This is a genomic window from Streptomyces sp. NPDC006602, from assembly GCF_042870385.1.
Classification (GTDB): domain Bacteria; phylum Actinomycetota; class Actinomycetes; order Streptomycetales; family Streptomycetaceae; genus Streptomyces.
Genome location: NZ_JBIAHG010000004.1, coordinates 442,210 through 460,176 on the forward strand (window position 1 = coordinate 442,210; position 17,967 = coordinate 460,176).

At 70.6% G+C, this 17,967-nt stretch carries 13 protein-coding genes; 9 read left to right on the plus strand and 4 right to left on the minus strand.

Going from position 1 to position 17,967, the window contains the following annotated elements:
- Positions 1 to 97: 97 nt before the first annotated feature.
- Positions 98 to 841, plus strand: coding sequence for an amino acid ABC transporter ATP-binding protein (locus tag ACFYO2_RS14320; RefSeq protein ID WP_388348321.1), 744 nt, complete (start codon positions 98 to 100; stop codon positions 839 to 841).
- A 209-nt stretch (positions 842 to 1,050) separates the two neighbouring features.
- Here ACFYO2_RS14320 and ACFYO2_RS14325 read toward each other — a convergent pair whose 3' ends face one another.
- Together ACFYO2_RS14325 and ACFYO2_RS14330 are read right to left on the minus strand one after the other, a co-directional pair.
- Positions 1,051 to 2,616, minus strand: a complete 1,566-nt coding sequence (locus tag ACFYO2_RS14325) for a CocE/NonD family hydrolase (RefSeq protein ID WP_388348323.1) — start codon at positions 2,614 to 2,616, stop codon at positions 1,051 to 1,053.
- A 128-nt stretch (positions 2,617 to 2,744) separates the two neighbouring features.
- Positions 2,745 to 3,503, minus strand: coding sequence for a hypothetical protein (locus tag ACFYO2_RS14330; RefSeq protein ID WP_388348325.1), 759 nt, complete (start codon positions 3,501 to 3,503; stop codon positions 2,745 to 2,747).
- Between the two features lie 119 nt (positions 3,504 to 3,622).
- Between ACFYO2_RS14330 and ggt the strand changes: the two genes are divergently transcribed.
- Positions 3,623 to 5,419 carry a gamma-glutamyltransferase gene (ggt, locus tag ACFYO2_RS14335; protein WP_388348327.1) on the plus strand — a complete coding sequence of 599 codons (1,797 nt, stop codon included), beginning with the start codon at positions 3,623 to 3,625 and terminating at the stop codon, positions 5,417 to 5,419.
- Positions 5,420 to 5,425: 6 nt separating this feature from the next.
- On the opposite strand, the gene ACFYO2_RS14340 is transcribed toward ggt, so the two are convergent.
- Together ACFYO2_RS14340 and map are read right to left on the minus strand one after the other, a co-directional pair.
- A complete protein-coding gene (locus ACFYO2_RS14340; RefSeq protein ID WP_388348329.1) occupies positions 5,426 to 7,969 on the minus strand; it encodes an ATP-dependent Clp protease ATP-binding subunit in 2,544 nt (847 codons plus the stop codon).
- A gap of 195 nt (positions 7,970 to 8,164) precedes the next feature.
- Entirely contained in the window at positions 8,165 to 8,932 is a 768-nt protein-coding gene (gene map, locus ACFYO2_RS14345) for a type I methionyl aminopeptidase (RefSeq protein ID WP_388348331.1), read from the minus strand.
- A 32-nt stretch (positions 8,933 to 8,964) separates the two neighbouring features.
- On the opposite strand from map, the gene ACFYO2_RS14350 reads away from it, so the two are divergent.
- The 7 genes from ACFYO2_RS14350 to hydA all read left to right on the plus strand — a co-directional run bounded on the left by ACFYO2_RS14350 (position 8,965) and on the right by hydA (position 17,956).
- Positions 8,965 to 9,216, plus strand: coding sequence for a helix-turn-helix domain-containing protein (locus ACFYO2_RS14350; protein WP_388348333.1), 252 nt, complete (start codon positions 8,965 to 8,967; stop codon positions 9,214 to 9,216).
- A gap of 146 nt (positions 9,217 to 9,362) precedes the next feature.
- Positions 9,363 to 11,348, plus strand: a complete 1,986-nt coding sequence (locus ACFYO2_RS14355) for a hypothetical protein (protein ID WP_388348335.1) — start codon at positions 9,363 to 9,365, stop codon at positions 11,346 to 11,348.
- A 325-nt stretch (positions 11,349 to 11,673) separates the two neighbouring features.
- Positions 11,674 to 12,516 carry a nitrilase-related carbon-nitrogen hydrolase gene (locus tag ACFYO2_RS14360; RefSeq protein ID WP_388348337.1) on the plus strand — a complete coding sequence of 281 codons (843 nt, stop codon included), beginning with the start codon at positions 11,674 to 11,676 and terminating at the stop codon, positions 12,514 to 12,516.
- Positions 12,513 to 13,799, plus strand: coding sequence for an aspartate aminotransferase family protein (locus ACFYO2_RS14365; RefSeq protein WP_388348339.1), 1,287 nt, complete (start codon positions 12,513 to 12,515; stop codon positions 13,797 to 13,799). The genes ACFYO2_RS14360 and ACFYO2_RS14365 overlap by 4 nt, the downstream gene beginning before the upstream one ends.
- Before the next feature lie 28 nt (positions 13,800 to 13,827).
- Positions 13,828 to 15,411: a PucR family transcriptional regulator gene (locus ACFYO2_RS14370; protein WP_388348340.1), complete on the plus strand. Its 1,584-nt coding sequence runs from the start codon at positions 13,828 to 13,830 to the stop codon at positions 15,409 to 15,411.
- Between the two features lie 155 nt (positions 15,412 to 15,566).
- Positions 15,567 to 16,409: a nitrilase-related carbon-nitrogen hydrolase gene (locus ACFYO2_RS14375; RefSeq protein ID WP_388348342.1), complete on the plus strand. Its 843-nt coding sequence runs from the start codon at positions 15,567 to 15,569 to the stop codon at positions 16,407 to 16,409.
- Positions 16,410 to 16,552: 143 nt separating this feature from the next.
- A complete protein-coding gene (gene hydA / locus ACFYO2_RS14380) occupies positions 16,553 to 17,956 on the plus strand; it encodes a dihydropyrimidinase (protein ID WP_388348344.1) in 1,404 nt (467 codons plus the stop codon).
- Positions 17,957 to 17,967 lie beyond the last annotated feature (11 nt).

Below are 17,967 nucleotides of genomic sequence, written 5' to 3' on the forward strand. Positions count from 1 at the left end.
GGCTAATGCCCGAAAAGTGCGTGTCGTCCCATAACTATGATCTTGCCCGGATAAGTTGCGGCAACTACGACACAGTTGAGAGTGAGTAGGGCTGGGCATGACCGTCGATCCGTTGATCGAACTGCGTGACGTCAACAAGTACTACGGGGAGCTGCATGTCCTGCAGGACATCAACCTCACCGTCGGCAAGGGGGAGGTGGTCGTGGTCATCGGACCCTCGGGGTCCGGGAAGTCGACCCTGTGCAGGGTGATCAACCGGCTGGAGACCATTCACTCCGGGTCCATCACGCTCGACGGGCAGCAACTGCCGGAGGAGGGCAAGGCCCTCGCAGCGCTTCGCGCCGAGGTCGGCATGGTGTTCCAGTCCTTCAACCTGTTCGCCCACAAGACCGTCCTGCAGAACGTCTCACTGGCTCAGATCAAGGTCCGCAAACACAAGAAGGAGCAAGCCGACAAGCAGTCGCGCGAACTCCTCGACCGCGTCGGCGTCGCCTCCCAGGCGGACAAGTACCCGGCGCAGCTCTCCGGCGGCCAGCAGCAGCGCGTGGCCATCGCCCGCGCCCTCGCGATGGAGCCCAAGGCGCTCCTGTTCGACGAGCCGACCTCGGCCCTGGACCCGGAGATGATCAACGAGGTCCTCGAGGTCATGCAACAGCTCGCCCGGGACGGCATGACCATGGTCGTCGTCACCCACGAGATGGGCTTCGCCCGCTCGGCCGCCAACCGCGTCGTGTTCATGTCCGACGGCCGCATCGTCGAGGAGCGCACTCCCGAAGAGTTCTTCACCGACCCGCACAGCGAGCGTGCCAAGGACTTCCTCTCCAAGATCCTCGCGCACTGAGCGGGGGGCGAACCGTGTTCCGTTCCGTCCGTGTGTGCCCCGGTCCGGCCGCGTCGCCGTGCAAGGTGGCCGGCACCCGCTCCGGGGCCGCCGCGGCCGGACCGGGGACACTGCTGCCGGGTGGGGTTCCCCGCACGGCCCCGACACCCTAGGCCCCGGCCTGGGGGTGGCAGCTCGAGAGCCCATACCCGTCCGGCAGCAGCCGGAGATCACTGCTCGCGCAGCGGAATCGACACGTACGACGGGTCGGTGGCCGGCGAGGAGAAGGTCAGCTGCGCGCCGGTCGGGTTGTGCTCGATGTAGAGCGGGTCGACCGTGTCGACCACCAGGGCCAGCCGGTGCCCTGCCGGGACGTCGTAGGCCGTGGAGAACAGCTCCAGGTCCACGTCGAACGGCTTCCCGGGCGTCTGCCCGTGGAAGGTGTACGGCGCGTTGCTGACCAGCTTGCCGAGGCCGAGCGGCCCCACGTCGTAGAGGTAGGCGACGAGGGTGCCGCTCTCCTTGGTCGGGGTGAGTGTGGTGTGCAACTTCGTGGTGCCCCGCACCTGTTGGGCGCCGGCGTACTTCTCCGACTGCCATACGGCGGCCCAGCGGCGGGGGAGCAGCGGGATCGAGGCGACCGGGGGCAGCCGGGCGATCTGGTCGAGGATGCTGGACAGGAAGACCACCCCGCCGTTGGCGCCCGAGTCGACGTTCGCACGGATCGTGGTCGTGCCCGCGAGGGCGATCTTCTTCCGCGTCGCGCCGACCGACTTCCAGTCCGGATAGCCCTCGTAGCCCGCCGTGGAGCGGGACTCGAGCTGGACGGGCGGCTCCCGGTCGATGCCGTTGTCCTCGCCACGGAGGTAGTGGTCGAACCAGCGCTCGGTGTCCGTCCATACGTCGTTGGGCAGCCCGAACAGGCCGGTGATCTCGGCGGTCGCGTGGTCGCCGGGGCGCAGCTCCAGTCTCTTCGGGCCGGTCAGCTTCTCGTAGAAGTCCGCGTACTGGTTGGGGGAGAAGACCGTGTCACCCCACGCGTTGGCCATCAGGACCGCGGCGCCGTTCTTGTTCAGCTGGTCGACATAGGTCTCAGCGGAACGTTTCTTCCCCCAGGCGACGAGCTCCGGCTCCTTGGCCAGGTTGGAGGCGTAGAAGTCGTCGAAGATCTGCCGGATTTCGGCGCTCTGGCGCCCGGTGACCAGGCTCGCGCCGTCCAGGAGTCCGGCGGCCTGGACGTGCTGGGTGCGGCCCGAGTAGATCGAGTCGATCAGGTCGGCCCAGCCGCTGAGGGCGGCGACGGCCTTCACACGCTTGTCGTGCGCCGCGGCGAGCAGGCTGATGCCGGCGCCGTACGAGACGCCCGCCATGCCGACCTTCCGCGCGTCGGCCGGGGTGTTGGCGAGGGCCCAGTCGATGACCTTGGAGGCGTCGGCGGTGTCGCGCGGGCCCGCGACTTCTATCTCGCCGCCCGACTGCCAGAAGCCGCGCACGTTGTAAGTGACCACGACATAGCCCGAGTTCGCGAGCTTCTGAGCCTGGGCGAGGTACTCGACCTGCGGCAGGCCCCAGCTCGTGGGCATGACGAGCAGCGGGTAGCGGCGGGTGCCGTCGGCGCCGGCGGGGGTGATGACGTTGGCCTTGAGGACCGTACCGCCGTCACCGGTGATGTCGACGAAACGGATGGCGGTCGCGGCCTGGGCGGTTGGGGCGAGCCCGAGGGCGCTGCCGGCGATCAGTGTCGCCGAGACGGCACCCACGGCGGTCGTACGCAGGGCCTTGCGTTGGAGTCCCACGGGTCACTCCTCACTCGTGACATGTCACGTGTCAGTGCAAAGTGACCCGACGGTAACCTCTGTTCATTACCGGAGGTAACCCGTCGGTAAGTTACGCAGGAGTAACGATTGATGGAATGTGCTGAAACCTAGGACGCGCGGTGGGAGTTGCGCGGAGGTGCCGGGGTGGGCAGGGGGGTTTGCGCCTCCCGGGTGACGTCCGCGACGAGTTCGACGACATCGGGTCCGTATGCCTGCGAGTTGACGACCTTCAGCAGCAGGACGAAGGAGTTGTCGCGGTGCTTGCGGGCCAGGCGTTCGTGGTTGCGCGAGAGGTAGCGGGTGGCGGCCTGGTTGGTGATCGCGCGCTGGCCGCAGAAGAGGAAGACCGGCCGAGTCAGGCCGGGTTGCCCGGCTGTGAGTCGCGCGAGCAGCACGTATTCGGTCAGGCCCGGTTCCATGCGGTGACGCTCGCTGCCGATCTGGAACGCCAGTCGGTCCGGGCCCGGTTCCGGACCGGTGTTCACACGAACTCCGGGCAGCATGGCGTGCATGTGGGCCGCCATGCGCCGATTCGACCCGGGACCGCCGACGCAGAACTCGGTCCGCTCTCCGAAGCCCTGGCGGGCCGCGTCCTGGGTGATCACCTCGGCGTGCGCGCCGCAGTCCTTGATGAGCGCGGCGAGTTCCAGGAGTGCAAACACGTCGTAGCGGTGCACCGCGAAGTCGGCGCTGCCCGCGTCGCGGTTGACGACGAGCAGTGACTCCGAATGGTCCGGCAGCCCGAAGAAGGCCTGCTTGCGGCGGAGCTTCCGCTTCCACAGGTAGGTCCTGGCCAGCCAGCCGAGCGCGGCACTGATACCGGCGGCCACCACACCCAGGACGATGTTGCGTACGTCGTCATTCATGGGCGCGCATGCTAGCGGGCGAACGCAAACCCGTGTTCGAAACGGGCTGTTCGTGCCTTCCTGACGAGGCCATGGCGATCGAATAAGCTGCGCGAACGGTCTTCTGGCTGGAGGTTCGGATGCGTCGCCCTGTCGCACGGAAACTGTCGGTTCTCGCGGTCTCGGCCGCCGTGGTGTCGGTGGGCGCGGCGCCACCGACTGCTCAGAGAGCAGCCGTTGAGAAGGTCCCCCTCGCCGTCGGCTACGGCGGCGCCGTGGCCAGCGTCGACGCGGACGCCTCCGCCGCCGGTATCGAGGTGCTGAAGAAGGGCGGCAACGCCGTCGACGCCGCCGTCGCCACGGCCGCCGCGCTCGGTGTCACCGAGCCCTACTCCTCCGGCATCGGCGGTGGCGGTTACTTCGTCTACTACAACGCCAAGTCCCGTACGGTGCATACGATCGACGGCCGCGAGACCGCCCCGCTGACCGCCGACTCCGGCCTGTTCCTGGAGAACGGCAAGCCACTGGCCTTCGCCGACGCCGTCAGCAGTGGGCTGAGCGTCGGCACGCCGGGCACGCCCGCCACCTGGCAGACCGCGCTCGACAAGTGGGGCAGCAAGGGACTCGGCAGCGTCCTGAAGCCCGCCGAGCGGATCGCCCGTGACGGATTCGTCGTCGACGACACCTTCCGCTCGCAGACGGCCTCCAACGAGAGCCGGTTCCGCTACTTCCCGGACACCGCGAAGCTGTTCCTTCCGGGCGGCCGACTCCCCGTCGTCGGCACGACCTTCAAGAACCCCGATCTCGCCCGCACTTACGCCGAGTTGGGAAAGAAGGGCGTCGGCGCCATCTACCACGGCGACCTCGGCGAGGACATCGTCGACACCGTGAACAACCCCCCGGTGGACCCCGCTTCGGGCTGGAACGCCCGCCCGGGCGAGCTCTCGGAGAAGGACCTCGCCACCTACCGCGCCAAGCTCCAAGCGCCCACCAGGACCTCGTACCGCGGCCTCGGCGTCTACTCCATCGCGCCCTCCTCCTCCGGTGGCACGACGGTCGGTGAAGCCCTCAACATCCTTGAGAACACCGACCTGTCGAAGGCGAGCGACGTCCAGTACCTGCACCGCTACATCGAGGCGAGCCGGATCGCGTTCGCGGACCGGGGGCGCTGGGTCGGCGACCCCGCTTTCGAGGACGTACCCACGAAGGAACTGCTGTCGCAGAAGTACGCCGACTCGCGGGCGTGCCTCATCAAGGACGACGCGGTGCTGACCAGCCCGGTGGCGCCCGGTGACCCGCGGAATCCGGCCGCCTGCGCCGGCGGGGGAACGGCGGCGCCGACGACGTACGAGGGCGAGAACACCACGCATCTGACGGCGGCCGACAAATGGGGGAACGTCGTCTCCTACACGCTCACCATCGAGCAGACCGGCGGCAGCGGCATCACGGTGCCCGGCCGCGGGTTCATCCTCAACAACGAGCTGACGGACTTCTCCTTCGCCCCGGCCAACCCGGCCGTCCACGACCCGAACCTGCCCGGTCCGGGCAAGCGGCCGCGGTCGTCGATCTCGCCGACGATCGTGCTGGACAAGCAGAACAAGCCGGTGGTGGCGCTGGGTTCGCCCGGTGGCGCGACGATCATCACCACCGTGCTGCAGACCCTCACCCAGTTCCTCGACCGCGGGCTGCCGCTGGTCGACGCGATCGCCGCACCGCGCGCCAGCCAGCGCAACGCCGCCCAGACCGAGCTCGAACCCGGGCTCTACGGCAGCGAGACGGCCAAGCAGCTGGAGGCCATCGGGCACTCCTTCAAGCTGAACCCGGAGATCGGCGCGGCGACGGCCGTACAGCGACTGCCCGGCGGGAAGTGGCTGGCCGCCGCCGAGAAGGTACGGCGGGGCGGCGGCTCGGCGATGGTCGTGTACCCGGCGCCGTAACGGGGCTCACAGCTCGGGGGCGGGCGTCGCGTCCGGTGTATGGAACGCGAGCCGCCCGTCCTCGGCGTCCACCGTCACCCGGCCGCCCTCGGCGATCCGGCCGTCCAGGAGCAGCCGGGACAGCTGGTTGTCGACCTCGCGCTGGATGGTGCGGCGCAGCGGCCGGGCGCCGTACTCCGGCTGGTAGCCGCGCTCGACGAGCCAGTCGACGGCCGGGTCGGTGAAGTCGACCGTGATGCCCTGCGCGTGCAGGAGCCGGCGGGTGCGTTCCAGCAGCAGGTTGGTGATCCGTCGCAGCTGCTCGGGGGTGAGCTGGCGGAAGACGACGATCTCGTCGATCCGGTTGAGGAACTCGGGCCGGAAGTGCTCCCGCAGCGGCCGTAGGATCTGCTCCCGCCGCGCCTCCTCGTCCGCCTCCGTGCCGCCCGCACCGAAGCCGATGCCCGCGCCGCGCCGGGTGATCGCCTCGGAGCCGAGGTTGCTGGTCATGACGATGACGGTGTTGGTGAAGTCGACCGTGCGGCCCTGGGCGTCGGTCAGCCGTCCGTCGTCCAGAACCTGCAGGAGGATGTTGAAGACGTCCGGGTGCGCCTTCTCCACCTCGTCGAGGAGGAGCAGCGAGTACGGGTGCCTGCGCACGACCTCGGTGAGCTGACCGGCCTCCTCGTGGCCCACGTACCCGGGCGGGGCGCCGACCAGACGGCTGACGGTGTGCCGCTCCTGGTACTCGCTCATGTCCAGGCGGACCATCCGCTCCTCGCTGCCGAACAGGACCTCCGCCAGCGCCCGCGCCAGCTCGGTCTTGCCGACGCCGGTCGGGCCGAGGAAGAGGAAGCTGCCGATCGGCCGGTCCGGGCTCGCCAGGCCGGCGCGGGAACGCATCACCGCGTCGGCGACCACCCGGACCGCCTCCTCCTGGCCGACCACCCGCTCGTGCAGATGCTCCTCCAGGCCGAGCAGCCGGTCCTTCTCCTCCTGGGTGAGACTGCTGACGGGAATGCCGGTCTGCCGGGACACCACTTCGGCGATGGCTTCCGCCGTCACCTCCAGGTGCTGCCCCTCGTCGGCCGCGCCGCCACCGTCGGCCTCCGCGATCCGCTTCTTCAACTCGGCCATACGGTCGCGCAGTTGCGTGGCCTGCTCGTACTGCTCGTCCGCGACCGCCTGGTCCTTGTCCCGGCCGAGCTGCTCGAGCTCCTGCTCCATGGCGCGTACGTCCGTGCCCTTGGTCCGCGCCCGCAGCCGTACCCGCGCTCCGGCCTGGTCGATCAGGTCGATCGCCTTGTCCGGGAGGCGGCGGTCGGTGAGATAGCGGTCGGACAGCTCGACGGCGGCCACCAGGGCCTCGTCGGTGTAGCGGACCTGGTGGTGGGCCTCGTAGCGGTCGCGCAGGCCGCGCAGGATCTCGATCGCGTCCGCGGGGGTCGGCTCCGGCACCAGGATCGCCTGGAAACGGCGGGCCAGCGCCGCGTCCTTCTCGATACGGCGGAACTCCTCCAGCGTGGTCGCGCCCACGATGTGCAGCTCACCGCGGGCCAGGGCCGGCTTGAGGATGTTGCCTGCGTCCAGGGACCCGCCCTCGCCGCCGCCACCCGCGCCCACCACGGTATGCAACTCGTCGATGAACACGATCAGCTGGTCGGAGTGTTCACGGATCTCGCTGACGATGTTGTTCAGCCGCTCCTCGAAGTCACCCCGGTAGCGGGTGCCCGCGACCACCCCGGTCAGGTCCAGGGCGACCACCCGCCGCCCGATGAGCACGTCCGGCACGTCGCCCTCGGAGATGCGCTGGGCGAGCCCCTCCACGATGGCGGTCTTGCCGACGCCCGCGTCGCCGATGAGCACCGGGTTGTTCTTGCCACGCCGGGAGAGCACCTCGATGGTCTGCTCGATCTCCTCCTCCCGCCCGATCACCGGGTCGATACGGCCCTGCCGGGCCAGGTCGGTGAGATCGCGGCCGTACTTGTCCAGCGTGGGCGTGCCGGTGGCGCGCGGCCGTTCGCTGCGGACCTGCCCGCCGTCCGGAGCCGTCTCGGGCGGCAGACCCGAGGGCGCGAAGCGGGCCGAGTTGAGGATGTGCCCGGCCGCCGAGTCCGGGTTCGCGGCGAGGGCGCTGAGCACATGCTCGGGGCCGATGTAGCCGGCGCCGCGCGCCCGGGCCAGGTCGTGCGCGTCCAGCAGGGCGCGCTTGGCGGCCGGGGTCAGGGACAGCGAGGTCGGCGGCGGAGCATCGCCCGGCGAGTGCTGGACCGGGCCCGAGCGCTCGTCGATCTCCGTGGCGAGGGAGTCGGGATCCGCGCCGGCCCGGCTGAGCAGGCTCCTGGTCGGCTCGGCGGACAGCGCGGCCCGCAGCAGGTGCTGGGTGTCCAGGTCCCGGCTGCCGTGTTCCGCGGCGTACTGGGCGGCGCCCCGCACCAGCTCCCGGGCGGGCTGACTGAGCAGCCGCCCGATGTCGATCTGGCGCGGACCGGGGCGTGGTCCGCCGAAGAAGCGGGCGAGGAATTCTCCAAAGGCGTCGTAGCCTTCTGAGCCGGTGAAGCCGCTGGTCATAGCGTTCCCATCCGGCGTCCCTGCGGGGCCCGGGACGCCCTCGCTGATCGACGTGCCGGGGTCGGGTAACCCGTGTGGCAGTCGGTTACACCCCGGGACGCACGCTCGTAGAACACCTTCGCACGAAGGAGGGGAGGGGGCACCTTCAGAGAACCTCGGGGGTCTGTGCAGGCAGCTCTGAAGGTGCCCCGCCGCTCAGCGTGCCGTCAGGATCCGCGGCCCCGTGTCCGTGATCGCCACCGTGTGCTCCATGTGTGCCGCGCGCGAACCGTCGTTCGTCCGCAGGGTCCAGCCGTCCGGGGCCTCGTGGTAGCCGTCCGTGCCGCCGCCGATGAGCATGGGTTCGATCGCGAGGGCCATGCCGTGCCGCAGCGGGAGCCCGCGCCCGGGGCGGCCTTCGTTGGGGACCGGCGGGTCCTCGTGCATGCGGCGGCCGATGCCGTGGCCGCCGAAGCCGTCCGGGATGCCGTACCCCGCCGCCCGGCACACCGTGCCGATCGCGTGCGCGATGTCGCCGATGCGGTTTCCCACGACCGCCGCCTCGATGCCCGCCGCGAGGGCCCGCTCGGCGGTCTCGATCAGGCGGACGTCGGCCGGGCGCGGCCTGCCGACCACGAAGCTGATCGCGGAGTCGCCGGTCCAGCCGCCCAGTTCCGCACCGCAGTCGATGGAGACGAGGTCGCCGTCGCGCAGCCGGTAGGTGGTCGGGATGCCGTGCACGATCGCGTTGTTCACGGAGGCGCAGATGACGGCCGGGAAGGGGGTGGGCGCGAACGAGGGCCGGTAGCCGAGGAACGGCGAGCCGGCGCCCGCCGCGCGCAGCACGTCGTGCGCCACCTCGTCCAGCTCCAGCAGGGAAACGCCGACGTCAGCGGCTTGTCGTACGGCTGTCAGGGCGCGGCCGACGACCTGGCCGGCCTCATACATGGCGTCGATGGATGTGTCGGTCTTCAGCTCTACCATTCCAATTACTATACCGGTATTACAATGCCGGTATGGTACGCACCCCTCTCACCGTCGAAGAGCGCGAACGCGGCGAACGGCTCGGCCGGCTGCTGCGCGAGGCCCGTGGCGGGCGCAGCATGACGGAGGTCGCGGCCAGTGCCCGAATCTCCCCGGAGACCCTCCGCAAGATCGAGACCGGCCGCGCGCCGACCCCGGCGTTCTTCACGGTGGCCGCGCTGGCCCGCGCGCTCGGTCTGTCGATGGACGAACTGGCGGGGCTGTGTGCTCTGGCGGAGGTATAGGGGGCTTCTCGGGCAGTCGCCGCGCAATGGTCAAGATCGCACAATGAGGGTCATGCACTGCGCCGGAAAACTCCCCGTAGCGGGCCTGTAACACGACTGGTGTTGCCTACGGACCGGAGTGCTCCGGTCAGGGCGGGAGTTGGGCGATGACTCTGGATCAACTCCCCGGTCAGGTGCGGGAGTTCGCGAACTACCTGGACAGTCTGCTGGCACGCCTGGATCAGGGCGTCGGCTGGTGCGGCGTGTTCTGGCAGCGCGACCCCGACGGCATGCGGGCCTGCCTCGAAGGGCGTGAGATACCGCCCTGGGACGTCGTCGAGGCGCTCCTGCAGGACCTCGCCACCGAGTACGGCGCCGCCGTCGCCGCCCCGGAGGCGGACCGGGCCCGCCCCCTGCACACCGCCGCACTCGTCGCCCACGACGCCCGCCCCGGCGGCCGGGACGCCCTCAGCGACCGCTTCGACGTCATGCTCCGTGAGCAGCGCTACGCAGCCGAACGACAGGCCGAACTGGGCCGCTTCCTCGCCTCCGCCACCACCCAGCAGGAGGCCGACGCCATCCGCCTCGACCTCGCCTGGGCCCGCGACGACCACGAACGCGCGACCCGCCGCTGCGCCGAACTCCGGTCGCGGATGGAGGACCTGGACCGGCGGTCGGTGAGCGGACAGGCGGAGGAGATCCGCCGCGCACGGACGGCGGGCAGCGGCAGCGGCACCGTGTTCCGCGGGAACGACGGCGATGCGCGGCCGGATGGTCGGGATGCGTACGGCACGCGGTCGGATGGTCGGGATGCGTACGGCACGCGGTCGGATGGTCGGGATGCGTACGGCACGCGGTCGGATGGTCGGGATGCGTACGGCACGCGGTCGGACGGTCGGGATGCGTACGGCACGCGGTCGGACGGTCGGGATGCGTACGGCACACGGCCGGATGGTCGGGATGCGCACGGCACGTCTGCGGGTGGTCAGGATGCGCACGGCACCTCTTCCGGCGGTCGGGGCACGCACGCCGCGCGATCCGACGATCGCGACGCGTACGGCACGCGGTCGGGCGGGCATGACGGGTACGCCGCGCCTTCCGGCGGTCGAAACGCGTACGCCGCGTCTTCGGACGCTCGAAACGCGTACGCCGCGCCCTCGGACGCTCGAAACGCGTACACGCCCGCGCCCTCGGACGCTCGAAACACGTATACCGCGCCCTCGGACGTGCGCGATGGCTCGTACGGCGCCGGATTCGCCGGGCTGCCGCAGCAGCGCGAGGCGTCGGCCATTCCCGCTCCCGCCGCGGACAGCGACGCCGGGCACGGCGAGTACCCGGAGTTCGGCGAGTTCGACGACCGCCCGACCACCACCCCGGAACAGCCGGCCCCCGCCCCGCCAGAACAGCCGGCCCCCACGTCCAAGCAACGCAAGCGCCGCCGCGGCAGTGCCCGTTTCGCCGGGATGGCCGAGGAGGAGGCCGCCCCCGCCGTCGTACCGCCCACCGCCGCACCGGACGTGCCCGCCGCGCCCGTCACCGGGGGCCGTAGCCCGCGCGGGGCCCGGTTCGCCGGGGCCGCGGAGGCGGACGCGGTGTCGGAGCCGCGACGCGAGCCGTTGGACGCGGCGGCCCGGCGCGAGAGTGCCGGGGCCGTGGAGCGGCTGGTGCGACTGCGCGGTGAGGGCCGCAGCGGCGAGGCGCACGCGCTGCTCGCCGAGATCGCGTACTGGCCCGCCGCCCGCTTCCCGCTGCTCGCCGCCGAGATGCAGCGCGCCGGGCTGGGCGCCGACTGGGCGACCCTGCTGTGGGAGGCCGCCTCGCTGCCCCCGGACCGGCTCGTCGCCGTCTCCGACGCCCTGGTCGCCGCGGGGCGCGGCACCGACGGGGAGCAGATCCTCAGGCAGGGCGTCGTGCGGCCCGCCGACGAGATCGGGCGGGCCGTGCTCGGGCTGACCGCAGAGGGCCGCCGCCGTTCCGCCCGCGGGCTCCTGGACGCCTACGTCCGTGTCCGCACCGCCGAGGAGGCGGTCCACAGCGTCGAGCCGGACCCGCAGACCCTCGTCCCGCTCCTGCTGGAGGCCGCCCGGGACGCATCGGCCGACCTCCACCGGGACCTGGTCCACGCGCTCAGGGTGGCGGGCTTCGGCGCCTGACCGCGCCTGACCTGACCTGACCTGACCTGACCTGACCGGACCTGACCGGACCGGACCTGACCGGGCCGGACCGAGAGGCCCGGTCATGGCGCCGGACTCACCCACCGGAGTGCGAACCCTCCCCGGCGCGATCAACACCGGCCGGGTTGGAACCAGCTCGGTTACATCGACGTAAAGAAGGCCCTGCACGCTTGGTGCACGCGGCGCATCGAACGCGATTCACCCGATCGAGTGGGCGGGCATGCTTCCCGGCGAGGACTTTGCCCTCTACGGTCGGCGTACACGCGCGTAGACGCCTCTGACGTCACCGTCGAAGGAGCAGCTCATGGCCAACGTCGTACGTGCCGCTCTGGTCCAGGCCACCTGGACCGGCGACACCGAGTCCATGGTGGCGAAACACGAGGAGCACGCCCGCGAGGCGGCCCGCCAGGGTGCCAAGATCATCGGATTCCAGGAAGTCTTCAACGCCCCCTACTTCTGTCAGGTCCAGGACCCCGAGCACTACCGCTGGGCCGAACCGGTGCCCGGCGGGCCGACCACCCGTCGTATGCAAGAGCTCGCCCGCGAGACCGGCATGGTGATCGTCGTCCCGGTGTTCGAGATCGAGCAGTCGGGCTTCTACTACAACACCGCGGCCGTGATCGACGCCGACGGCACCTTCCTCGGCAAGTACCGCAAGCATCACATCCCGCAGGTCAAGGGCTTCTGGGAGAAGTACTACTTCAAGCCGGGCAACATCGGCTGGCCGGTCTTCGACACCGCCGTCGGCAAGGTCGGCGTCTACATCTGCTACGACCGCCACTTCCCGGAGGGCTGGCGGCAGCTCGGCCTGAACGGCGCCCAGCTCGTCTACAACCCGTCCGCCACGCACCGCGGGCTCTCCAACTACCTCTGGCGGCTCGAACAGCCCGCCGCCGCCGTCGCCAACGAGTACTTCGTCGCCGCGATCAACCGGGTCGGCGTCGAGGAGTACGGCGACAACGACTTCTACGGGACGAGCTACTTCGTCGACCCGCGCGGCCAGTTCGTGGGGGAGACGGCCAGCGACGAGGAAGAGGAACTCATCGTCCGAGACCTCGACTTCGACCTCATCGAGGAAGTCCGGCAGCAGTGGGCGTTCTACCGAGACCGCCGTCCCGACGCGTACGAGGGGCTGGTGCAGCCGTGACCAGGGACCTGCTGGGCCGCCACCGCTCCGTCCTGCCCGACTGGCTCGCCCTCTACTACGAGGACCCGCTGGAGATCACCCACGGCGAGGGCCGCTACGTCTGGGACGCCGAGGGCAACAGGTACCTCGACTTCTTCGGCGGCATCCTGACGACGATGACCGCGCACGCCCTGCCCGAGATCACCAAGGCGGTGAGCGAGCAGGCCGGGCGGATCGTCCACTCGTCCACGCTCTACCTCAACCGGCCGATGGTCGAACTCGCCGAGCGCGTCGCCCACTTGAGCGGCATCCCGGACGCCCGTGTCTTCTTCACCACCTCCGGCACCGAGGCCAACGACACCGCCCTGATGCTGGCGACGACGTACCGCCGCAGCAACACGATCCTGGCGATGCGCAACAGCTACCACGGCCGTTCCTTCAGCGCGGTCGGCATCACCGGCAACCGCGGCTGGTCACCCACGTCGCTGTCCCCGCTCCAGACGCTGTACGTCCACGGAGGCGTGCGGACACGCGGTCCGTACGCGCATCTCGGCGACGACGACTTCATCGCGGCCTGCGTCGACGACCTCACGGACCTGCTCGGCCACACCCGCCCGCCCGCCGCGCTGATCGCCGAACCCATCCAGGGCGTCGGCGGCTTCACCTCCCCGCCGGACGGCCTGTACGCGGCCTTCCGCGAGGTGCTCCAGGAGCGCGGCATCCTGTGGATCGCCGACGAGGTGCAGACCGGCTGGGGCCGCACCGGCGAGCACTTCTGGGGCTGGCAGGCGCACGGCCAGAACGGTCCGCCGGACATCGTGACCTTCGCCAAGGGCATCGGCAACGGCATGTCCATCGGCGGGGTCGTCGCCCGCGGCGAGATCATGAACTGCCTGGACGCCAACAGCATCTCGACCTTCGGTGGCACCCAGATCACCATGGCGGCCGGCCTCGCCAACCTGACGTACCTGCTGGAGCACGACCTCCAGGGCAACGCCCGGCGCGTCGGCGGACTGCTCATCGAGCGGCTGCGGGCCGCCGCGGCGCAGGTTCCGGCCGTACGGGAGGTGCGCGGGCGCGGGCTGATGCTCGGCATCGAGCTGGTCAGGCCCGGCACGGACGAGGCCGACCCGGCGGCCGCGTCCGCCGTGCTGGAAGCGGCCCGCGAGGGCGGACTGCTCATCGGCAAGGGCGGCGGGCACAACACCAGCGCCCTGCGCGTCGCCCCGCCGCTGTCCCTGACCGTCGCGGAGGCCGAGGAGGGCGCCGCGATCCTCGAAGACGCTCTGAGGAGCATCCAGTAGCAGCATTCTGAACAAGGGAAACGCCGCCATGACCACCACCTCGGAGACCTGGGGTCCCGTCGAGCCTGTCGAGCCGACCCTGTCGGTGCGCCAGGTCCTCACGCTGGAGCGGGTCCTCGCCGGTGAACCCGAGGTGGTGGCCGGGGCGAGTCAGCTGGACCGGGCCGTGCGCTGGGTGCACGTCGCCGAGGCCGCCGACGTCGGTGTGATGCTCAGCGGCGGCGAGATGGTCCTCACCACCGGAGTGCTGCTCGCCGGCGACGAGGGCGCGCAGGCCGAGTACATCCAGTCCCTGCACCGCGCGGAGGCCGCGGCCGTCGTGCTGGGTCTGGGGCGGGCGTTCCCGGCCCCGCCGGACGTCATGCGCCGGGCGGCCGACCGGTGCGGGCTGCCGATGGTCGTCCTGCACCGGCCCTTCCCCTTCGCCGAGTTGACGGAGGAGGTCCAGTCCCGGCTGGTGCGGCGGAAGTTCGCCGCCGTCAGCCTCTCCGAGTCCGTACGGACCGCGCTCACCGGACTCATCACCGCGGGCGCCCCGCTGCACCGGCTGCTGGACGAGATCGCCCAGCACAGCGGCTGTCCCGTCGTCGTCACCAACCTCGCCCACCGCGTCCTCGCCACCGCGGGGGAGCGGCCCGCCGTGGACGACGTGCTGCGCGACTGGGAGCGCATCGCCCGCCAGGCCGGCGGCAACGAGGTCGACGGCTGGATCCGCGCGGAGCTGGTCGGACGGGGCGAGCGGTGGGGCCGGATCACCCTGTGCGGCTACCGCGGCGACACCGCCACCGGGCGGCTGCTCGCCGACCGGGCCGCCGAGGCGCTCGTGCTGCACCGCATGCTCGGCGGCACCTCCGCGCACACCTGGGAGGAGCAGTCCGCGCAGAGCCTGCTGACCGACCTGGTCTCCGGCGTCGTACCGGCCCGGCAGCTGCTGCCCCGGGCCCGCGCGGCCGGACTGCCCGTCAACCGGCGCACCTTCGTCCCGCTGGTCGTACGCGACGGCGAACCGGACCGACTCGACCGGGTGCTGCGCATGTTGGGGCTGCCCGGACTGGTCGCCGAGCTGGCCGACGGGGCCGTCGCCGTCCTGCTCAGTCTCGCCCGCGACCAGGACGCGACGGCCCTCGCCGCCCACTTCGTGGCCCGGCTGCGCACCGAGTCCGGGTCCTCCAAGGCCGTGGTCGCGGCGGCCGACGAACGCACCGCCTGGGACGACGTCCCCGCCGGGCTGCGCGAGGCCCAGCACGTCGCCGACGCCGTGGCGGACTCCTCGGCCGTCCTGGACCTCCCGGCCGTCGTACGCCTCAAGGACGTACACCTGCGTGGCCTGATCCGGCTGCTGCGCGACGACCCGCATGTGCAGTCCTTCGCGGAACGCGAACTGGACGGGCTGCTGTGCGGGGCCGGCGAGGACCTGCTCGCCGTACTGCGCACCTATCTCGCCACCGGCCGCAACAAGTCCCGCACCGCCCAGCTCCACCACGTCTCACGGCCGGCGCTCTACCGCCGGCTGGAGGCGATACAGGGCCGGCTCGGCGTCGACCTCGACGACTTCGAGCAGGCCGCCTCGGTGCACATCGCACTCCTCGCGCACGACGCGCAACAGGGCTGAAACATGCGACGACCTGGGAAAACGGCGGTGAAACATGGGTCCACGACAGGGTGACACGGTGCCACGCCGCGGGCCCGGAGACGTGACACCGTGCAACTCAAAGCAAGCTTTCGGACTTTCTAGGCTCCTCGCACACCGAGTGACCGGAGGTCCCGATGAGCACAGTGATCCGAGCCGCCCTCTTCCAGACCGCCTGGACGGGCGACAAGGAGTCGATGATCCAGGTACACGAGCAGGCGGCCCGCGACGCGGCCGCGCAGGGTGCCCAAGTCCTGTGCTTCCAGGAACTGTTCTACGGCCCGTACTTCTGCCAGGTCCAGGACAAGGCGTTCTACGAGTACGCCGAGCAGATCCCGAACGGCCCGATCGTCAAGCGTTTCCAGGCGCTCGCCAAGGAACTGGGCCTCGTCCTCATCCTGCCGATGTACGAGGAGGAGCAGCCCGGAGTCCTCTACAACACGGCCGCCGTGATCGACGCGGACGGCTCGTACCTCGGCAAGTACCGCAAGCACCACATCCCGCAGGTGCCGGGCTTCTGGGAGAAGTTCTACTTCCGTCCCGGCAACAGCGGCTGGCCGATCTTCGACACGGCCGTCGGCCGGATCGGTGTCTACATCTGCTACGACCGCCACTTCCCGGAGGGCTGGCGCGCGCTGGGTCTGGAGGGTGCCGAGATCGTCTTCAACCCGTCGGCCACCTCGCGCGGCCTGTCGGCCTACCTGTGGCAGCTGGAGCAGCCGGCCGCGGCCGCCGCCAACGAGTACTTCGTCGGCGCGATCAACCGGGTCGGTGTCGAGGAGCTGGGCGACAACGACTTCTACGGGACGTCGTACTTCGTCGACCCGGAGGCCCAGTTCGTCGGCGAGGTGGCGAGCGACAAGGAGACCGAACTGGTCGTCCGCGACCTGGACCTGGCCAAGCTGCGCGAAGTCCGCGACCGCTGGCAGTTCTACCGCGACCGCCGCCCTGACGCGTATTCCCCGCTGACCGCACCGTGACCGATGCAGTCCCCGCGCCTCTCGTGAAGGGCGCAGCCCTCCAAGGGGCGCGGGGCAGTGCCTGATATGCGGCTTCCGCCGCGTGGGCGCGACCAGCCACAAACGACCCGCACTTTGACCACAACCCAGCGGAGCGTTAACGCATGAGCAGCCGTACCGTCATCCGTGGTGGCCTCGTCATCACCGCGTCCGACGAGATCCACGCCGACGTCCTGATCGAGGACGGCCGTATCGCCGCCCTGGCCGCCTCCGGCACCTCCGCCGCCGAGGCCTGGACGGCCGAGCGCACCATCGACGCCACCGGGAAGTACGTCATCCCGGGCGGCGTCGACGCCCACACCCACATGGAGCTGCCGTTCGGCGGCACCTTCGCCTCCGACACCTTCGAGACCGGCACCCGGGCCGCCGCCTGGGGCGGTACGACGACCATCGTCGACTTCGCCGTGCAGAGCGTCGGCCACTCGCTGCGCGAGGGCCTGGACGCCTGGCACGCCAAGGCCGAGGGCAACTGCGCCATCGACTACGGCTTCCACATGATCGTCTCCGACGTGAACCAGGACACGCTCAAGGAGATGGACCTGCTGGTGGAGGAGGGCGTGACCTCCTTCAAGCAGTTCATGGCCTACCCCGGCGTCTTCTACAGCGACGACGGCCAGATCCTGCGCGCCATGCAGCGCTCCGCCGAGAACGGCGGCCTGATCATGATGCACGCCGAGAACGGCATCGCGATCGACGTACTGGTCGAGCAGGCGCTGGCGCGCGGCGAGACCGACCCGCGCTACCACGGGGAGGTGCGGAAGGCGCTGCTGGAGGCCGAGGCCACGCACCGTGCCATCAAGCTCGCGCAGGTCGCCGGGGCTCCGCTGTACGTCGTGCACGTCTCGGCGATGGAGGCGGTCGCCGAGCTGGCCAGGGCGCGCGACGAGGGCCTGAACGTCTTCGGCGAGACCTGCCCGCAGTACCTGTTCCTGTCGACGGACAACCTCGCCGAGCCCGACTTCGAGGGCTCGAAGTACGTGTGCTCGACGCCGCTGAGGCCCAAGGAGCACCAGGCCCACCTGTGGAAGGGCCTGCGCACCAACGACCTCCAGGTCGTCTCCACCGACCACTGCCCCTTCTGCTTCGTGGGCCAGAAGGAGCTCGGTCGCGGCGACTTCTCCAAGATCCCCAACGGCCTTCCGGGCGTCGAGAACCGTATGGACCTGCTCCACCAGGCCGTCGTCGACGGGCACATCTCGCGCCGCCGCTGGATCGAGATCGCCTGCGCCACCCCGGCCCGCATGTTCGGCATGTACCCGAAGAAGGGCACCATCGCCCCCGGCGCCGACGCGGACGTCGTCATCTACGACCCGCACACCGAGCAGATCGTCTCCGCCGAGACCCACCACATGAACGTCGACTACTCGGCTTACGAGGGCAAGCGCCTCACCGGCCGCGTCGAGACGGTCCTCTCGCGCGGCGAACTCGTCATCACCGAGCGGGAGTACACCGGGCACGCCGGGCACGGCGTCTACACCCCCCGCTCCACCTGTCAGTACCTCAACTAGGAGTGGCGCAA